Below are 16,906 nucleotides of genomic sequence, written 5' to 3'. Positions count from 1 at the left end.
TTCCGGGGCCCGATCCGCGCAGGCCGCGCCGGTAGCCTGACGGGATGCACGACATCGACGCCTCTCCCGTTCCCGGTGCGTGGCGCCGCACGGCCGCCGGTGCGGGCCTCCTTCGCGCCGACGGATCGGTGGCGAGCACGATCTTCGCGGAGATGACCGCGCTGGCAGCCGCCACGGGCGCGATCAACCTCGGCCAGGGCTTTCCGGACGAGGACGGTCCCGTCGAGGTGCTGGAGGCCGCGCGCGAGGCGATCTCGCGGGGCGCGAATCAGTACCCGCCGGGGCTCGGCGTGCTCGAGCTGCGCGAGGCGATCAGCGAGCATCAGCGCCGCTTCTACGGCCTGGAGGTGGATCCGGCCACCGAGGTGATCGTCACCGCGGGCGCCACCGAGGCGCTCGCCGCCGCACTGCTGGCGTTGGTGGACGGTCCGGAGGACGAGGTCGTCGTCTTCGAGCCGTTCTACGACTCGTATGCCGCCTGCGTCGCGCTCTCCGGTGCGACCCTGCGCACGGTTCCGCTGCGGTGGCCACAGTTCCAGCCCGACCTCGACGAGCTCGCGGCCGTCGTGAACGATCGCACCCGGATCATCCTTGTCAACGATCCGCACAACCCGACCGGCGCCGTGTTCGGGCGGGAGGTGCTCGAGCAGATCGTGCGTCTGGCCGAGCGTCACGATGCGGTGATCCTGACCGACGAGGTGTACGAGCACCTCACCTTCGGGGTTCCGCACACCCCCATCGCGACGCTTCCCGGCGCGTGGGAGCGGACCCTGACGATCTCGTCGGGCGGGAAGACCTTCCGCACGACCGGCTGGAAGATCGGCTGGATCACCGGCCCCGCGCGGCTCCTGACCGCGGTGCTCACGGTGAAGCAGTATCTGACCTACACGAACGGGGCGCCGCTGCAGCCGGCGATCGCCGTCGGCCTGCGCCTTCCCGACGCGTTCTTCACCGGGATCGCCGATGACATGCGGATCAAGCGGGACATCCTGGGCACCGGCCTGCGTGCCGCGGGGCTCGCGGTGTCCGAACCGGAGGGGTCGTACTTCACCGTCGCGGATGCGGCATCGCTCGGTGCGACCGAGGCGGACGCGTTCTGCCGCGGGCCGCTCGCCGAAGCCGGGGTCGTCGGCATCCCCGTCACGGCGTTCGTCACGCCGGAGCGTCGCGCCGAGTACGCGACGCTGATCCGGTTCGCCGCCTGCAAGCGCGTCGAGGTGCTCGAAGAGGCGGCGACGCGGCTGGCGTCCCTCGCGGGGCGCTAGCGCGGAACCACCCGGTACCGGCGCAGCGCGAGCGCGGGGTTGACCCGCCGGACGTTGCGGATGGTGTCGGGATCGGCCCAGCCGATCGCCACATCCGTCGCGGTGCCGATGCCCGCGATCGTCACGCCGAGCGGATCGATCACCGCCGAGTGCCCGACGCCGAGCGTCGGCGGATGATCGGCGGCGGCGACGTACATCGTGTTCTCGATCGCGCGGGCGGTGAGCAGCGTCGTCCAGTGATGTTCCTTGAGCGGACCGCGCACCCACTCCGCGGGCACCAGCGCGACGTCCGCCCCGGCATCCGCCAGGGTGCGGGCGACCTCCGGGAAGCGCAGGTCGTAGCAGGTCATCAGGCCGAATCGCAGGCCGCCGGCCTCGAACGTCTGCGGCTCGTCCAGCGCGCCCGCCTCGATCCAGTCGGACTCGCGCTGCCCGAACGCGTCGTAGAGGTGCTGCTTGCGGTACCGCGCGACGAGGCCGGATCCGTCGACCGCGACGACCGTGTTGCGCACGCGCCCGTCATCCGCGCGCTCGGTGAGCCCGGCGACGACGTGCACCCCGAGGCGCCCCGCGGTCGCCGTGAGCGCCTGGACGAAGGGGCCGTCGAGGTCCTCGGCGTTCGCGGCGAGGGTGGCGTCGAAGGGATCGGTGAAGTAGCTGGAGTACTCCGGGAAGAGCACGACGGATGCGCCGCGGGACGCGGCCCGCTCGGCGAGCGCCTGGATCGAGGCGCGGTTCGCCTCCGCATCCGCTGTCGGCGCGAACTGCGCGACGGCGATCCCGACGGATCCGGTCACGGCGTCCTCCTCTCGCGCCGCGCCCGCAGCACCGAGGGCATGACGAGCCACAGCAGGATGACGAACACGGCGAGCGCCCCGCCGGTCACCCACGCGGCGAGAGGCCCGACGACGACGTCGAAGACGAACCCGACGACGCCGACCAGCATCGCCGAGACGATGATCAGCGCCGACACCATCGCGATGTGCCCGTAGGCGACGGTGGTGCCCTTCGCGCCCTCCCCGAACAGCGCGCGGTGAAGGGCGACCGGTGCCAGGGCGATCACGGCACTGACGGCCGAGAGCACAACGAGGATCAGATAGAACACCCGCTGCCCGTCGCTCAGGTCGAGGAACGCCGGCTGGAACGCGAGGGCGAGGAGGAAACCGGTGAGGATCTGCGTGCCGGTCTGCAGGACGCGCAGCTCCTGGAGCAGCTCGTTCCAGTTGCGGTCGTAGCGCTCGGCGGGCGTCTCGTCGCGGTGCGCAGGATCAAGCTGCACGGCATCGGGCTGCGCTCGGTCGCGGGGGTCGCCGGTCATGGGTCCATCCTCCCGGTGGCGAAGCGCCCCGGGCAAACCCCTTGCGGACTCGGACGCCGTAGGAAGCGGCGAAGCCCGGGTCCGACCGGGACGTGATGTCCGCGGTGGGCCCGGGCTGAGGATCGCTTGCTCCCCCCGGAGTAACGATCCGAACGGCCGATGGCCGGCCCGCCCGCATCCCCCCGGATGCCGACGTGCCCCTCCAGGGTCGCACCGTCCGCTGATCCCCGACAGGGGGTGAACTACCCATGCAGCCCCGGAGCTCGGATCATTCGCGCTCGATCGGCACCCAGAGCTCGAAGGTCGCGGTGCGGAAATCGTCGGCGCGATCGAGGATCGCGACGATCTCGGGCCCGAGGCGCAGCCGCCAGGGGTTCGACGGGAACCACTCGGTGGCGGTCGCCGCCCAGGTGCTCTGCAGCGTCTCCGGGTAGGCGCCACTGCCGCGGAACACCGCCCACATGCCGGCGCGGACCTCGACGACATCCAGGTCATCGGGCACGGCCGTCCCTGCGGTGACGGCGACTCCGTGCAGGTAGGTGAGCTCGCTCCCCTCGGCGCGGTCGTCGTCGATGTCGGCAGTCACCTGCAGCAGTCCCGACGGCTCGGTGTCGCTCAGGGCCTTCAGGCGCAGGTGCTCCTCCATCGGGATCGCCGCGACGTGGGCCTGGATGTGCGGGTTCACGCCCTCGTGGATGAGCGGCACGCGCGTGGCGTGGCCGATCAGCCGGAAGGCAGGTCGTTCGGTCAGTCGTGCATCCATGGGTGTCGTCCCTTCTACGGTCAGGCGGAACCTGAGCTGCGGTTGTGCGCGAAGGGGACCGCCGTCGCGGCGCACGTCGGACGGCCCGGCGCCGTGGACGGCGCGGAACGCCCGGCCGAACGCGTCGCTCGAGCCGTAGCCATAGCGAATGGCCAGGTCGAGCAGCTCGTCGCCCGCGACCACGTCGGACGCGGCGAGCGTCATGCGGCGGCGCCGGATGTACTCCGACAGCGGCATTCCCGCCAGCGCCGAGAACATCCGGCGCAGGTGGTACTCGGTCGTGCCCTCGGTGCGTGCGAACGCGGAGACATCGAGCTGGTCGTCGAGCGTCTCCTCGATCAGTGCCGAGAGCCGGTTCAGAGTCGCGATCATGCGGTCCCCCTTCTGCGTCAACTCTTCTCGTCCGCGCGGGCTCGCACCCGATCATCCTGGTCCGATCCTGTCGTGTGAATGCGCGGGCTTGGGTCCGCGGCTGCTGACTTCGTCCGTGGCCCCTTGTAACGTCAACCGCGAGAGAAACGAGGACGCCATGGACTTCCGGATCGAACTCATCTTCGTGCCCGTCTCCGACACGGATCGCGCGGTCACGTTCTACGGCGACACGCTCGGCTGGAACGTGGACCACGACCATCGAGTGGACGATTCGCTGCGATTCGTGCAGGTGACGCCGCCCGGTTCGGCCTGCTCGATCAGCTTCGGCGACGGCATCACTGACGATGCTCCCGGAAGCATGCGAAACGTGCAGGTCGTGGTCGAGGACGCCGACGAGGCTCTCGCATATCTGCGCGATCGCGGCGTCGAGGCTGAGGGCGTCGACGATCAGCCCTGGGGTCGATTCGTGCGCTTCGCCGATCCCGACGGCAACGCCTGGGTGCTACAGCAACTCGTGCGACCCGGCGGATAGACGCGTGCCGATACCCCGCCGCACAGGTCGGCACCTCCGCCCGCACCGTGCAGCCTGCGCGCCCAAAGGGATGTCGCCGACGGCACGTCGCGCGCGTAGCTCGGGTCGTATACGAGGCCAGGAACACGAGCGCGCACAGCACAGGGCTCAGCACGAGCGCCTGGCTTCACTCGCCGGCGGCGATGTCGCCGGGGGCTCCTGTGTGCGTTGCCTTGAGGGGCGAGCTGCTTTCGGCCCAGCTGAGAAGGATCCGCAGTTTCTCCTCGGATGGCGATCCGAAGTCGGCGGCGTATACCGACATGAAGTCGCCCTCTGATCCGGGAATGTCGAGAGTCTCGAAGTTGAGGGTCATGATGCCGACGGACTCGTGGTGGATCCGCTTGGCGCCGTGGCCGTGCTTGTAAAGGCGGTATCCCGCCCACAGTCGGGCGAAGTCCTCGGAGGCAACCGACAGCTCACCGACCAGACGCTCGAGGGACTCGTCGGGACGCCGCGGATCGCGCGCGGCACGGAGAGCGGCGACGGTCGGGCCGGCCACGTCTTCCCAGTCGGGATACCTGGTCCGCGTTGTCGGATCGAGGAAGAGCCACCGAAGGATGTTTCGCTCGCGCGCCGGCAGAGCGTCGAAGTCGGTGAGGAGGACCTTCGCCGCGCGGTTCCATGCGAGGACGTCCATGCGCCGGTTCTGCACGATCACCGGAAGTGGGTCCATAGCCCTCACGAGATTGGCGATGCCCTTGCGCACGTGCACCGTTCGGTGCTCGTTCGGGCGCGGAAGCGGGGGCGACCCGACGCCGACGAGGGAACGCAGATGTGTCTGCTCCAGGGCATCGAGCCCGAGGAGGGCGGCACCGCGCTCGTCGTCGCCGCGGACTTGACCGATGCGGATGCGGCTGAGCGGGCCGTTCAGAACATCGTGTCGGAGCTCGGCCGCATCGACACTCTCGTCAACGCAGCCGGCGTCATGCTCAACGGCCCGTCCGACGAGTCGCCGCTCGAGGAGTGGGACCGCATGGTCGACATCAACCTGCGCGGGCTCATGTACGTGACCAAGGCTGCGCTGCCTCTCCCGACTTGGGCGGTGAAGCCTCCGGGGTTCTTTCTTGCGCCGGGACAGGCCCGAGCACGGCTGCGCTGTCGAGATCAGAGGTGCCAGGCGAGCCCGTCGGACTCGAGCGCATCAAGGTGTGCCAGGAAGCCGTCACCGTTCTCGTGGACGGTGACACGACCTGCCGCAACGTGCTCGTCGATCTCGCGCTCGCGCTGCTGCCAGCGCGCAGCCCAGAACCAAGCCTGATCGGCGGGGACGGGCAGCGAGGGGCGCAGTTCAATGACGCCGTTGAGCAGGTATATCGCCACACCTCTGATCTGGCTCCGGCGCGGAACCCATGGTGGGATCTCGGATGCACTGCTCCGCAAGTCATTCATCGCCGGGATCGGTTGCCAGGGTGCAGGACTCGCCTGCGGCTGGTGGACGACCTCGGACATCACGAAATTCTCACGAGCCGGACGACCAACCCGGCGTGATGTCGCTCAGTCATGACTTCCCCGTTCGGTGGTTGGCTCGCCGCTCATGCGACGAGCACGGTGTTCAGGGCGATCCATGCGACGGTCGTGGTCAACGCAGTCCATAGCACAATCGATACGGCCTGCCACAGCAGCACCCACCCTCGAGCGGCACCGGAGGCCACGAGCATGGCCGCGGTGAAATGCGTCGGGATGGCGAGCGGCGCGAGGATGCTCGCGCCCGGCACGCCGAACCTGACCATCCATCTGCGCACGCGCATGCGCGCCTTGGATTCGGGCTTGGCCGCCCGTTGCTCGATCTCGGCGATGGTCATGACCGCGCCGTTCTCCGCTCCCTGGGACACCGTGCTGACTGACGCGCGTGCGGATCGACGTGTCGTTACTGCGGATCGCGCCCGCGAGCTCACTAGGACGACGACGAGCACGGCCAGAAAGTTGCCGATCGCGGCCGCGATGCCCGCGACGATCGGGCTGATCCCACCCACGACGCCGATAGGAGATGCGCCCTCGCCCTCGATGAAGGGGATCGCTGCCGCGAGCAGCACAATGAACGGCTGGACGAGCTCAGGCACCTGGGCGACAAGCGCCTGGAAGCCGGCAATCAGATCCTCGATAGGATTCACGCTGTTCCTCACTCTGTGATCGCCGACTTCTGTCGGCCTGATCCCAGCTGAGGGCCTGTTCTCAGAACATTGTCAAGCGCTGGGAGGCACGGGCCCATCGTCCGTATCACTCGAAGTGCTCAGGAACTCGCTGGCGATCAGGCTCGCGCGGGCGAGCACGTCGAGCTGCGCATGGTGATACAGCTCGACCAGCGCTTCGACGAAGGTCTCGGCGGTCACATCCATGCTCTTGCGGAGGTTCCCGACCGGGTCGCGCAGCCACGGAAACTCATGCAAGCTCCGGGCCAGGTCCGGAGCGAGCCTCTCCGCCAGCTCCTGGCGCATCATCTCGTCGGCGTCAACGGCGAGCGCGTTTAACTCGTCATCGATGTCCTTCGGCGACTGCTCGACCATAGTCCGCACGTCCGCCAGTGCCGCTTCGTCGTACGGCTGCGTGTACAGGTGGATCATCGAGCTGTCCGCTTGCGAGAGTCGGAAAGCCACCGACTCGAATCCCGCGGGCACGTCCGCGGGGGCTCGCGCGCGGACGATCGCGGCGATGTCGGCCCGCGCCTTCTCCAGCCGGTCGATGTTCGCCGCGAGTTCGTCATCCAACTCCCGCAACGCAAGGAGCGTCGTCTCACCGCCGGCTCCCACTTCGCCGATCTGCCCGAGCGGCACGCCGAGGCCGCTCAACCGGCGGATGCGCAGCAGGCGCACCAGGTGACGGACCTCGTACTGCTTGTAGCCGTTGTTCTCTCGGGCGGGCTCTTCCAGCAGGCCCAGCCTGTGGTAATGACGGACGGTGTTCACCGTCGTCCCAGCAAGCTTGGCCAGTTCGCGCGTGCTCCAGGCCACGTCATCTTCCTCTCAAACGCAGATGCTCGTATCTGGCACTCAGCTCCCAGCACACGGTCAAGCCGCTCAGGCCGCGTCACCGGTTCGCGATGAGCCGACCGGCTCTCGCACGTGAACTATGCCAACCGGTACAGAATTCCCGGGGCGTATCCCGTTCGGTCGATGATCGCCGCGGCTCCGATCTGGACGAGGAGCTCCGGTGCGAGGACGGGAACGCCGGTGATCGTAGTCGGCGGGTCGGACCCAGTCGACGATGTAGAAGGTTAGCCGCGCGATGGCCGCGCCCCCGCCTCGCGTCACCTTTGACACCGATGACGCTGTTCTACAGCGCGGCATAGACGTGACCGAGGTCAGGAGTGGCTGACTCGGAGTCCGGTGTGACACCGTGAGCAGGACCAGGCGAGATCCCGTGGCGATGGCCACCACCGCATCGTCGGTCTGCTCGAGCAGCCGTCGGGGTGCGAACGCCCAGCGGTCACGTCTCGCTCCCCCTGTCGACGTGCGAGGGACCGTCCAGAGATGTCGGGGGAACTCGACGTCTTCGAGCGTGTTGTTCCGGACGTAGCGACGGTCATCGCGTGGCTCTTCGGGAGGCATCTGGCGGGGAACGCTCCGCTGCGAGCGGGCGGTCATCCATCCCGGCCACAACGCATGGTGCCGCTCCTGGCGTACCTGGCTGAACCCCGCCTGCGTCTCGCCATCCTCACGAATGACGGGCCATCACCGCGGAGCACCCCTACTCCTCGTCCCTTCGTTGGATTTTGACCCGGTTGTAGGAACACCGCCTTGACTGATCCGGGCGGCACCCACGGACGCCACGTTTGTGTACCATTCGATACAGAACGCGGCGGATGAAGGATCGTGTCGAGAGACGGATGGATGAACGAAATGAAGACAGCGCACCTCGGGCCGCTCGAAGTACCGCGGCTGGGCCTCGGCGTGATGGGCATGTCAGCCTTCTACACCGGCGCAGGTGGCTCAGAAGCACAGCATGTGAGCACGATCCACCGCGCGATGGATCTCGGCGTCACGATGTTCGACACCGCTGAGGTGTACGGCCCCTTCGTGAACGAGGAGCTGCTCGGCAAAGCACTGCAGGGACGCCGCGAGCGCGCGGTAATCGCGACTAAGTTCGGGCTGATCTCGCACACCGGCCGACCGGCTCCCGACAGCTCGCCGCAGAACGTGCGGATCGCCGTAGAAGGCTCATTGCGTCGGCTGCGCACCGACGTCATCGACCTGTACTACCAGCATCGCGTCGACCCGAACACGCCGATCGAGGAGACGTTCGGCGCGCTCTCAGAGCTCGTCGCGGAGGGCAAGGTCCGCCATCTCGGCCTCTCGGAGGCCAGTGCCGACACGGTGCGGCGAGCGCACGGGGTGCACCCCGTGACCGCTGTACAGACCGAGTACTCGCTTTGGACGAGGGATGTGGAGGACGAGCTGCTGCCCACCCTCAAGGAGCTGGGCGCGGGACTCGTCCCGTACTCACCGCTCGGCCACGGCTTCCTGGCGGGCGGCATCCGCACGCTCGACGGCCTGGCACCTGACGACTGGCGCAGGAGCAACCCCCGCTTCACCGGCGATAACCTGAAGAGAAATCTCGCGATCCTCGATGAGGTGCAAGCAGTCGCACTCGAATCGCACGCTACTCCGGCTCAGGTGGCTCTCGCGTGGTTGCTGGCCCGCGGCCCTATGCTCGCACCAATTCCAGGCACCACCAGAATCGCCCGGCTCGAGGAGAACCTCGCCGCGGATGCCCTCGAGCTCTCACCCGGTCAACTCGCCCGGCTCGACGCGCTCCCCCGACCCGAGGGTGAGCGTCATTCGGCGGCCGACATGGCCGCGATCGATCGCTGACCATCGAGCTCCGTATCGGGTCGGCGCCCCGTCCGCTCATCGGCCCGCACGATGACCGGCGGCGGCAGACGCACCCGTTTTGGACTAAACGAAACATAATCCTGACCACGCATCGAATGGAAGATCATGAGCAAAAACACCATCAGAGTCGGAATCATCGGCGCCGACACCGCGGCGAGCTGGGCCGGGGCGTCGCACATCCCCGCCATCGCGGCCCAGCCGCGGTTCGTGTTGGAGGCCGTGGCGACACGACGCGAGGAATCGGCGAAGCGCGCCGCGGAGGTATTTGGCGCACGGCGGTGGTTCGCTGACCCCTACGCCCTCATCGCCGACCCCGATGTCGACCTCGTCACGGTCGCCGTGAAGGTGCCTGCCCACCGAGATCTCGTGATGGCGGCCCTCGCCGCGGGAAAGGCCGTCTACTCGGAATCTCCCCTCGGCGCGAACCTCCGTGAGACGGAGGAGATGGCCGCGGCCGTGGGGACTCAGCACACGGCGATCGGTCTGCAGGGCAGCCTGAACCCCTCGGTGCGACGTGCGGCGGAGATCATCGCCAAGGGTGCCGTCGGGCGTGTTCTCTCGGCCCGTGTTCACGCCACGACGTTCGGCTATGGCCCGAAGTCTATCTCGACCTACGACTACTTCAACAAGCAGCAAGCAGGGGCCAGTTTCCTCACGATCACGACCGCGCACGTGCTGGACGTCATCGAGACCGTCCTCGGACACATCACCGAGGTGGATGCGCGGACGGAGAGGCTCTGGCCGCAGGTAGCGCTCACCGACTCCGGTGAGACGTCAGAACGTGAGGTCGACGATCACATCGATCTCATCGCCAAGACGAGTTCCGGCGCTCCCGTGTCGGTGCAGGTGCTCGCGGGTGTGGCGATGGAGGACTCCCGGTTCACGCTGGAGGTGCGTGGTGCAGAAGGGTGGGTGAAGCTCGAGGGCAACCATCCCGGCGGTGTCCAGGTCGGCGATCTCATCCTTTCGGCAAGCGTTGCGTTCGACGCACCCGATGCGCCGGCTTCGTCCGGTGTCGGTCCCACCGCCGCGGAGTTCTGGACGGGTGCCGCGATCAACGTGGGAGAGGTGTACGCGAGTCTCGCGCGAGATATCGACGAGGGCACCTTTGTGACGCCGGGCTTCGCTCACGCGCTGCACAACAGGCAGCTCGTCGCGCGGGTGGAGGAAGCGGCCCGTAGCGGGCAGCGACAGTAGAACACTTCGGCAGGGTGCGGGCGGCCACGGCGGCGGCCCGCACACTGTTGTCGAGCCGACTCGGTGGTGACACCTAACGCACCGATGAAGACGGTCGTGAAGTTCGCTGTGTCAGTCGTGGGACCAGGACGCCGCTTTCATCGCCAGATCAGCCACCCGGCGCAGTTCCGCCTCGCTCATTCCCGTCGCCGCTTGAACGGCGATGCCGTACGCGACCGTCGTGATGTAGCTCGCCAGCGTGCGTGGGTCCTCGGTCTCCGGCAGGTCGCCCTCGGCCTGCGCACGCAGAAATCGGGACTCGAGGCGCGCAGTGGCATCCTGGCGCCAGTCGATGAGGACCTTCTGGGCAGTGAGTCCGTTGTCGCCGGCCGACAGCGCAGCCTGGACGCCCAGGCATCCGTGGGGCGTCTCGCGACGTGTGCTGGCAGCGGCAGCGCCGCGAAGAATGGACTGGGCCACTTGGCGTGCGGTCGGCTCGGAAAGTGCACGGATTCCGTAGGAGGCTGGGCCTTCTGTGTACCGCTCGACCACTCGCTGGAACAGCTCGTCCTTGTTCCCGAACGCCGCATACATGCTGCTGCGAGTGATGCCCATCGCCTCAGTCAGGTCCGTCAGGCTCGCCCCTTCATATCCCTTGGCCCAGAACACCCTCATGGCTTGTTCCAGGGCATAGTCGGGATCGAACTCGCGAGGTCGCCCCAGCTTGGTCTGCGATACGGGCATGGTAGTAATTATGCCCCGTTACGGACCAGACAGTCCGGATGACGCGGATTTTCCAGACGTTCATGCCGCCGTTGGTGAGCACAGCTGAGGTGACGAATGCCGCCGAGCCGCCCGCGACGAAACCGAAAGCGACGGGTGCGTCGATGACCTGCGTCGACGAGCCCCAGGCGTCGACGCAGGTGCACGCGACTCCGGGCTCCAACTACACGAGCCCGCCCAGCAGGAAGCTGAGGGAGTACGCCTCCCAGAGGGCGCCGATGATGAGGAGCACGAGCGCGGGGAGCGCCAGAAGTCCAAGCTTCTGCAGGCCGCGGAGGTACCCTCGGCGCCGGGTTTCTACCCCGGCAGTGCGCGGGAAGAGCCAGTGCTTGCCGATCAGGAAGGCGCCGAGAAGGAACAGGATGTATGCCTGCAGCTCGATCACGAGGGTGAGGGAGTGCGGGATGAAGAGGATCCATTCGCCCTCCGATTGGGGGGCGATGGTGATCCCGGTCGTCACGGCCCAGTAGCCGAAGAAGGCGAGCCCCGCGAACGGCACGATGAGCGAGGGTAGGACGATGGTCAGGGCACTGAGGCCGAACAGGTTCACGCCGAGGATTGCCAGCGCGAACAGCGCGGGGTTGGTGACGAGCCCGCGGACGAGCTCGCCAGTTCCGTCTGCTTCCAAGCCGGCGGCCTCCTGTGCGACGAGATCGGGGAAGATCAGCCCGAGGACCAACCCGATGAGCGTCAGTCCGTATGCAGCCGCGTTGAGAATGAGGTAGACGCGCAGATTCTCACGCACCACCCGGAAGGGACGACGCAAGAGACGCACGCGCGGAGGAAGATCGTTTATGGGCACTGAAGTGGTCATGCATCCAGTGCACTCCGGCTGCTCGGTGCGAGGTAGTGCGCCGGTGTCACCAGGACGAGTGACACCGTGTCACATGCCATCTCAGAGCCAGCCGCGCGACCGGGCATGACGCGCGGCGTCCTGTCGCGTTGCGCTGTGCGTCTTCTGCATGGCGCTCGAAAGGTAGTTGCGCACGGTGCCGGGAGCCAGATGCAGTCGCGCAGCGATCTCCCTTACCGAGTACCCCTCCAGCGTCACCCGGAGCGCATCGAGCTCCCGATCCGAGAGTGGTGAGTCATCGATCATGGACGCCTCGAGGACGTCGTGGTCGACCCATCGGCCGCCCTCGTGCAACCGGTGAATGACGTCGCCGATGAGTTCAGGATCGGCAGATTTGCTCATGAAGCCGCGCACCCCCGCTTTCAGCGCTCGCCGAAGGACCCCCGGTCGCGCGTGTCGCGTCAGCATCAGGATCTTCTGTTCCGGCACCTGGCGCCGAATCGACTCGACCGCGTGCAGACCGTCAGTACCGGGCATCTCGAGATCGATCACCAGCACGTCAGGCCGCTCGCGGACGGCGACGGTCACTGCCTCGGCGCCGTCCGACGCCTGACCGACGATGGCGATCGAGCCGTCGAGCGTCAGGAGCGCGCCCAGCGTGTATCGCAGAAGCTGCTCGTCGTCGGCGAGGACCACACGGATACTGTCGCCGCTGCTCATCGTCGTTCTCCAACCCGGCCCTCGTATGCGATCGATGCGGCCCTGCCGCGCGCAGGGATTCGCGCACGGACGGTGAAGATGTCGTCCTGCCGCGAGAAGTCGAGCGCGCCGCCGACGGCTTGGATCCGCCGTTGGAGTCGCGCGAGTCCTCGTGCACGGATCTCGCTCGCGGCAAGAGCGCCGTCGTTCTTGATCTCGACGTCGGCGGCGCTGGCGGTGATGGTCACCCACGACGGCTCCGCGTGACGCAGGAGGTTGGTCGTGGCCTCACGGAGCGTGTGTGCCAGGAGCGAGTGGGGACGGGAGGAACGGTCCAGCTCGGTGCGGATCGACACGCTCATACCGGATGCCTCGGCGAGGGCCCGCGTGTTCTCGAGCTCGGCAACGAGGTCAATCTCGTAGCGGGCATGAGTGAGTTCGCGCGTCTTGGCGACGGTGTCATCGACCAGCCGACGGATCTCGGCGAGCTCTCCCGCCGCGCGGTGCGGATCGTCCTCCAACAATCGACGGGCGAGCGTCGCCTTCAGTTTGATGACATGCAGCGACTGCCCTTGGATATCGTGCAGGTCGCCCGCGAAGCGCACCCGCTCCTCCGCCACAGCAAGCGCCGATTCGATCACTTTGGCGCGCTCGGCCTCGCGCACGAGCTGCCAGGCGAGTTCGCCGACGAAGACCACCGCGACGATGTAGAGCGTCCCAGCCGCCGGCACGACGACGAACTGGATGACGAGGGTAGGTGTCGGCATATGCGTCAGAAGGGACACCGCACCGAACCCCGCCACGACCAGCGCCAGCAGGAGGGAGGCGATCAGGCGGTGCCTTCTAGCCTTCATGACGAGCAGGGCGCCCACCAGGGCGAAGGGCATGAAGCTGATGGGACTGTTCGCCATAAACGCCCCGTATAGATAAGTCGCTCCGGCGAAGACGAAGAGGAACACGGCGCGCGGGGCGTACCCGTCGAGCCGCCACTCCTTCAGCAGCGTCGTGGTGAACGCCAGGGTGAGTCCGACGAACAGCGCCTCCCACCAGGATGTGCTGGTGAGGACGACGCCGATCACCGACAGCGGGGCGATCGCGAGGATGGCGGAACCGACCACCATCCGCCGCATCCTTGCGATCGCCCGCGAATCGGTCGGCCTTTCGCTTTCGATCACCAGGGCTCCTCTCCCAGATGCTGCCGTCGGATCGCCGTCCTAACGGGGATCTTCGCGACCATCGCGCCGATGAGCGCGCCCAGGGCAACGTACTGCAGCACCGGAAGATCCAGGAACGGGCGTGTGATCCATTCCGGGAGCGTGGTGAAGAGGCCGAAATCATAGAGCAGTCCTAGATACGCGAGGAACACGGTCGCGGAGAGGACGATGAGCGCGTTGAGCACCAGATCGAGAGCTTTCATCTATCGAGCCTCCGGGGCAGGCAGTCCCTCCCGGTAGTGACACCGTGTCACCACCCGTCCGAACGGAGGCGGGAGGGGCGGCATTCCCGGCGGTATGCACGGTCCGACCGGCTCGCGACGACAGCGAACTCCGCCGTATCGCGCCTCAGGGGCGCGGGGGCAGGCAGCGAGAGCGGTCATCTCGCGGTCACCCGGCTGCGTGCGGAGGGGCGCAAGTCGTCACGCCCGACCTAGTCGAAACAGCTCCCGGGGGTCGCCGTGGATTCGGTGACTAGGAACAGGCGCGGCGTTCTTCGCGCGCGGGAGCGCGAGCATGGGAGCCTCGACGTGCGATTCAACTACATGGGTCGGACGGGAACCTGCGCTGACATCGTCCTCTAGACGGGGATGGTGCCCCGTCACAGCAGCAGTTGACGCGAGGGGGAGATCCGCTTGACCCTGTGGCGAAGACAGGGTGTGGTCTGGACGTCATGAGCGAACACTCCCCTCGCCGAGCGTCTCGGCGCCGCCTGTACGGGATACTCGCCGCCGTGGTGTCGGTTGTCTTCGTCGCCACTGCGTGCGCCCCGGCGGCCCCACCCCCGTCGGAAGCGTCGGAGGGTGGCGGGCTCGAGCGGTTCTACGAACAGCGGCTGGATCTCGAACCCTGCGAGTTGCCCGGACACGTCCCCGAGAACGTCATCGTGGGCGAGTGCGGACATGTCGAGGTGCCGCTGGACTACGAAGACCCTGATGCGGCATTGGCGCAGATCGCGGTATTTCGAGTGCCTGCGCGCGGCGACGCCCGGATCGGTTCACTCGTGGTTAACCCGGGCGGGCCGGGCTTCCCGGGCGTGGGCTACGCAGCTCAGCTCGCTGATGTCTGGGTCGATAACGCGCTGACCGAGCGGTTCGACATCGTCGGCTTCGATCCACGCGGCACCGGGGCGACCGTGCCCGCGCTCGATTGCTACAGTGACGCCGAACGCGATGCCGGGGCGGGCAGCGCGAGCCAGTTGTCGTACTCGGGTGTGCGCCCACTCGTGGAGGCGTGCGCCGAGAGCGTAGGCGGCGAGGAGGCGTTGGCGCACCTCGGCACCCGCGACGTGGCGCGGGACATGGACGTCATCCGCGCGGTACTCGGTGACACGTCACTGTCCTTCGCGGGTTCGAGCTACGGCACGAGGCTGGGCGCGGTGTACGCCGAGATGTATCCCGAGAACGTGCGCGCCCTCGTGTTGGATGGCGCGCTCGATCCGCACGCGACCACTCTGGAGCGCCGCGTGCAGCAGTGGGCGGGCTTCCAAGAGTCGTTCGAACAGTTCGCAGCCTTCTGCGCCCAGCAAGGCGCCTGCGTAATCGGCGACGACCCCGCAACGGCGACCGAGGAGTATCAGCAACTGACGCGCCCGCTCGTCGACTCCCCGCTCCTGACGACCTCCGGCCGCGAACTCACCTTCGCCGATGTGAGCGACGCGATGGTGACAGGTCTCTACAGCTCCGCGACCTGGCCGGTGATGAGCCAGGGACTTTTCGAGCTCGCCCAAGGAGACGGCACCATCATGCTCGGGCTCAGGGACTTCTACCTCGGTCGAACCCCGGAAGGCACCTACGACAACAGCACTGAAGCGACCCTGGCGATCAACTGCCTGGACGAGGACCGCTTCACCCCGGCGGAGCTCGCCGAGCTGGAGCGTGCCGCCCTCGACGCCGCTCCTTTCCTGGACCCCGGGACCCCGATCCTTGAGACGTCGGACCTCTGCGAAGGGTGGCCCGTCGAACCAACGCTGGGCTTCCCGTACGCCGACGGGATTCGCGGTCTTCCCCCGACGCTCACGGTGTCGGTGACCGGTGACCCCGCGACACCGCACGCCGGCGGCATCCGACTCGCGGAAACTCTCGGCGGATCGCTGCTGACCGTCGAGGGGGACCAGCACGGGGCACTGCTGGCAGCCAACAACTGCGTGGAAGCGGCGGTCGCTGCCTACCTGATAGACCTGGAGGTACCAGCTCGCGACGCCGAGTGTGCACTGGCAGGGGCCGACGGATGATCCAGATCGCGCCCCGCGAGCGGGGAACCCACGATAATCGGGTCATGCCGTGGAGCACGACCGAGCTCGCCACGCTCGCGGGAACGACCGTCAACACCATCCGCCACTATCACCGCCTTGGGCTGCTGGAGCACCCCGAGCGTCGCTCCAACGGATACAAGAGCTACGAAGCGACGCATCTGCTGCGACTGCTGCAGATCCGGCGGTTGCGCGATATCGGCGTGCCCCTGGACCGAATCGAACAAGTGGCGTCGGATGAGCGACCGCCGGAAACCTTGAGAGCGATCGACGCAGGGCTCGACATCCAGATCCAGCGACTGCAGAGGATGCGTTCGGATATCAGCGTGATTCTCAAGGGTGACTTCGCCGCGTGGCTCCCCCTCCAGTTCGAAGACGTCGCTGACCGACTGTCATCTGCCGAGAAAGCGGCGATCCTCCTGTCGACAACACTGTATGACAGTCGTGCCTTGGCGGATATGCGGCAGATGCTCCTCGACGAGCCGGACCACTCGGATGGGGCGAGTGAGGAATTCGACGCTCTCCCACCAGACGCGGACGAGGCCACCCGAGTCCGCCTGGCAGTGCGTTTCGCCCCCGAACTGGCGCTGGTGTTCCGCCAGTACCCGTGGCTTACAGATCCTTCCGAGCGCGTAAGCGTGCCGCTGGACGCCGCGCAGGCTGCGATGGCCGAGGCGATGGTCGCGCTGTACAACCCCGCACAGCGCGATGTCATGGCTCGGGCAATCGAGATCGCGCGAGCCGACAGCCGCGCAGCTACGCAGGACTGACATCCCAGGCTGTCGCGCCGGGCAGCACACTCGAGGGCTTGCGAATAAAACTCTGCCCGCGCATGTTAGATGTGTACCGAACGGTCCTGAATGCCCGTTCTA

Annotated in this window: 19 protein-coding genes and 1 pseudogene; 7 read left to right on the top strand and 13 right to left on the bottom strand. The window is 67.4% G+C overall.

Features of this window, described 5'->3' with window-relative positions:
• Positions 1-44 precede the first annotated feature (44 nt).
• Positions 45-1,265: an aminotransferase class I/II-fold pyridoxal phosphate-dependent enzyme gene (locus IR155_RS03960; protein WP_135113403.1), complete on the top strand. Its 1,221-nt coding sequence runs from the start codon at positions 45-47 to the stop codon at positions 1,263-1,265.
• Here IR155_RS03960 and IR155_RS03955 read toward each other — a convergent pair.
• From IR155_RS03955 to IR155_RS03945, 3 genes are all read right to left on the bottom strand, one after another.
• A complete protein-coding gene (locus tag IR155_RS03955; RefSeq protein WP_135113400.1) occupies positions 1,262-2,062 on the bottom strand; it encodes a carbon-nitrogen hydrolase family protein in 801 nt (266 codons plus the stop codon). The genes IR155_RS03960 and IR155_RS03955 overlap by 4 nt on opposite strands.
• Positions 2,059-2,583: a DUF6328 family protein gene (locus IR155_RS03950; protein WP_135113398.1), complete on the bottom strand. Its 525-nt coding sequence runs from the start codon at positions 2,581-2,583 to the stop codon at positions 2,059-2,061. Before IR155_RS03950 ends, IR155_RS03955 begins: the two co-directional genes overlap by 4 nt.
• Positions 2,584-2,851: 268 nt before the next feature.
• Positions 2,852-3,718, bottom strand: coding sequence for an AraC family transcriptional regulator (locus IR155_RS03945; RefSeq protein WP_135113396.1), 867 nt, complete (start codon positions 3,716-3,718; stop codon positions 2,852-2,854).
• 157 nt (positions 3,719-3,875) lie between these two features.
• Here IR155_RS03945 and IR155_RS03940 point away from each other — a divergent pair, with 157 nt between their 5' ends.
• On the top strand, positions 3,876-4,250 hold the full coding sequence (locus tag IR155_RS03940; RefSeq protein WP_135113394.1) for a glyoxalase superfamily protein: 375 nt from the start codon (positions 3,876-3,878) through the stop codon (positions 4,248-4,250).
• Positions 4,251-4,416: 166 nt separating this feature from the next.
• Here IR155_RS03940 and IR155_RS03935 read toward each other — a convergent pair whose 3' ends face one another.
• Positions 4,417-4,995: an MmyB family transcriptional regulator gene (locus IR155_RS03935; RefSeq protein WP_267899509.1), complete on the bottom strand. Its 579-nt coding sequence runs from the start codon at positions 4,993-4,995 to the stop codon at positions 4,417-4,419.
• Here IR155_RS03935 and IR155_RS16325 point away from each other — a divergent pair.
• Positions 4,996-5,307: pseudogene (locus IR155_RS16325) on the top strand (SDR family NAD(P)-dependent oxidoreductase); the annotation flags it as partial. It abuts the gene before it with no gap.
• An 86-nt stretch (positions 5,308-5,393) separates the two neighbouring features.
• Here the strand turns inward: IR155_RS16325 and IR155_RS15885 are convergent.
• The 3 genes from IR155_RS15885 to IR155_RS03915 all read right to left on the bottom strand — a co-directional run bounded on the left by IR155_RS15885 (position 5,394) and on the right by IR155_RS03915 (position 7,237).
• Positions 5,394-5,738: a hypothetical protein gene (locus IR155_RS15885; protein ID WP_228066611.1), complete on the bottom strand. Its 345-nt coding sequence runs from the start codon at positions 5,736-5,738 to the stop codon at positions 5,394-5,396.
• Positions 5,739-5,821: 83 nt separating this feature from the next.
• Entirely contained in the window at positions 5,822-6,400 is a 579-nt protein-coding gene (locus tag IR155_RS03920; RefSeq protein WP_135113390.1) for a small multidrug efflux protein, read from the bottom strand.
• Between the two features lie 72 nt (positions 6,401-6,472).
• The gene (locus IR155_RS03915) at positions 6,473-7,237 is read right to left on the bottom strand and encodes a helix-turn-helix domain-containing protein (protein WP_135113388.1); all 765 of its coding nucleotides are present in this window, start codon (positions 7,235-7,237) and stop codon (positions 6,473-6,475) included.
• A gap of 888 nt (positions 7,238-8,125) precedes the next feature.
• Between IR155_RS03915 and IR155_RS03910 the strand changes: the two genes are divergently transcribed.
• Positions 8,126-9,097 (top strand): aldo/keto reductase, encoded by a 972-nt coding sequence (locus tag IR155_RS03910; RefSeq protein WP_135113386.1) that lies wholly within the window; start codon positions 8,126-8,128, stop codon positions 9,095-9,097.
• Here the strand turns inward: IR155_RS03910 and IR155_RS03905 are convergent.
• Positions 9,061-9,297 carry a hypothetical protein gene (locus IR155_RS03905; protein WP_167760697.1) on the bottom strand — a complete coding sequence of 79 codons (237 nt, stop codon included), beginning with the start codon at positions 9,295-9,297 and terminating at the stop codon, positions 9,061-9,063. The genes IR155_RS03910 and IR155_RS03905 overlap by 37 nt on opposite strands.
• Between IR155_RS03905 and IR155_RS03900 the strand changes: the two genes are divergently transcribed.
• A complete protein-coding gene (locus tag IR155_RS03900) occupies positions 9,224-10,315 on the top strand; it encodes a Gfo/Idh/MocA family protein (RefSeq protein ID WP_135113384.1) in 1,092 nt (363 codons plus the stop codon). The genes IR155_RS03905 and IR155_RS03900 overlap by 74 nt on opposite strands.
• Positions 10,316-10,426: 111 nt before the next feature.
• Here IR155_RS03900 and IR155_RS03895 read toward each other — a convergent pair whose 3' ends face one another.
• The 5 genes from IR155_RS03895 to IR155_RS03875 all read right to left on the bottom strand — a co-directional run bounded on the left by IR155_RS03895 (position 10,427) and on the right by IR155_RS03875 (position 13,986).
• Positions 10,427-11,038: a TetR/AcrR family transcriptional regulator gene (locus tag IR155_RS03895; protein WP_135113382.1), complete on the bottom strand. Its 612-nt coding sequence runs from the start codon at positions 11,036-11,038 to the stop codon at positions 10,427-10,429.
• Positions 11,039-11,240: 202 nt separating this feature from the next.
• The gene (locus tag IR155_RS03890; protein ID WP_209306730.1) at positions 11,241-11,822 is read right to left on the bottom strand and encodes a hypothetical protein; all 582 of its coding nucleotides are present in this window, start codon (positions 11,820-11,822) and stop codon (positions 11,241-11,243) included.
• 150 nt (positions 11,823-11,972) lie between these two features.
• Positions 11,973-12,590, bottom strand: coding sequence for a response regulator transcription factor (locus IR155_RS03885; protein ID WP_135113378.1), 618 nt, complete (start codon positions 12,588-12,590; stop codon positions 11,973-11,975).
• Entirely contained in the window at positions 12,587-13,690 is a 1,104-nt protein-coding gene (locus tag IR155_RS03880; protein WP_167760698.1) for a sensor histidine kinase, read from the bottom strand. The genes IR155_RS03885 and IR155_RS03880 overlap by 4 nt, the downstream gene beginning before the upstream one ends.
• A 50-nt stretch (positions 13,691-13,740) precedes the next feature.
• Complete coding sequence (locus tag IR155_RS03875) at positions 13,741-13,986, bottom strand: hypothetical protein (RefSeq protein WP_135113374.1); 246 nt, start codon at positions 13,984-13,986, stop codon at positions 13,741-13,743.
• Positions 13,987-14,516: 530 nt separating this feature from the next.
• Here IR155_RS03875 and IR155_RS03870 point away from each other — a divergent pair.
• Entirely contained in the window at positions 14,517-16,016 is a 1,500-nt protein-coding gene (locus IR155_RS03870; RefSeq protein WP_209306729.1) for an alpha/beta hydrolase, read from the top strand.
• On the top strand, positions 16,013-16,804 hold the full coding sequence (locus IR155_RS03865) for a helix-turn-helix domain-containing protein (RefSeq protein ID WP_228066610.1): 792 nt from the start codon (positions 16,013-16,015) through the stop codon (positions 16,802-16,804). Before IR155_RS03870 ends, IR155_RS03865 begins: the two co-directional genes overlap by 4 nt.
• Positions 16,805-16,906: the final 102 nt, after the last annotated feature.

The organism is Microbacterium paludicola (assembly GCF_015235415.1).
GTDB classification, from domain to species: Bacteria; Actinomycetota; Actinomycetes; order Actinomycetales; family Microbacteriaceae; genus Microbacterium; species Microbacterium paludicola.
The sequence above is the reverse complement of the archived record's forward strand: the minus strand, read 5'-3'. Positions and strand labels throughout refer to the sequence as shown.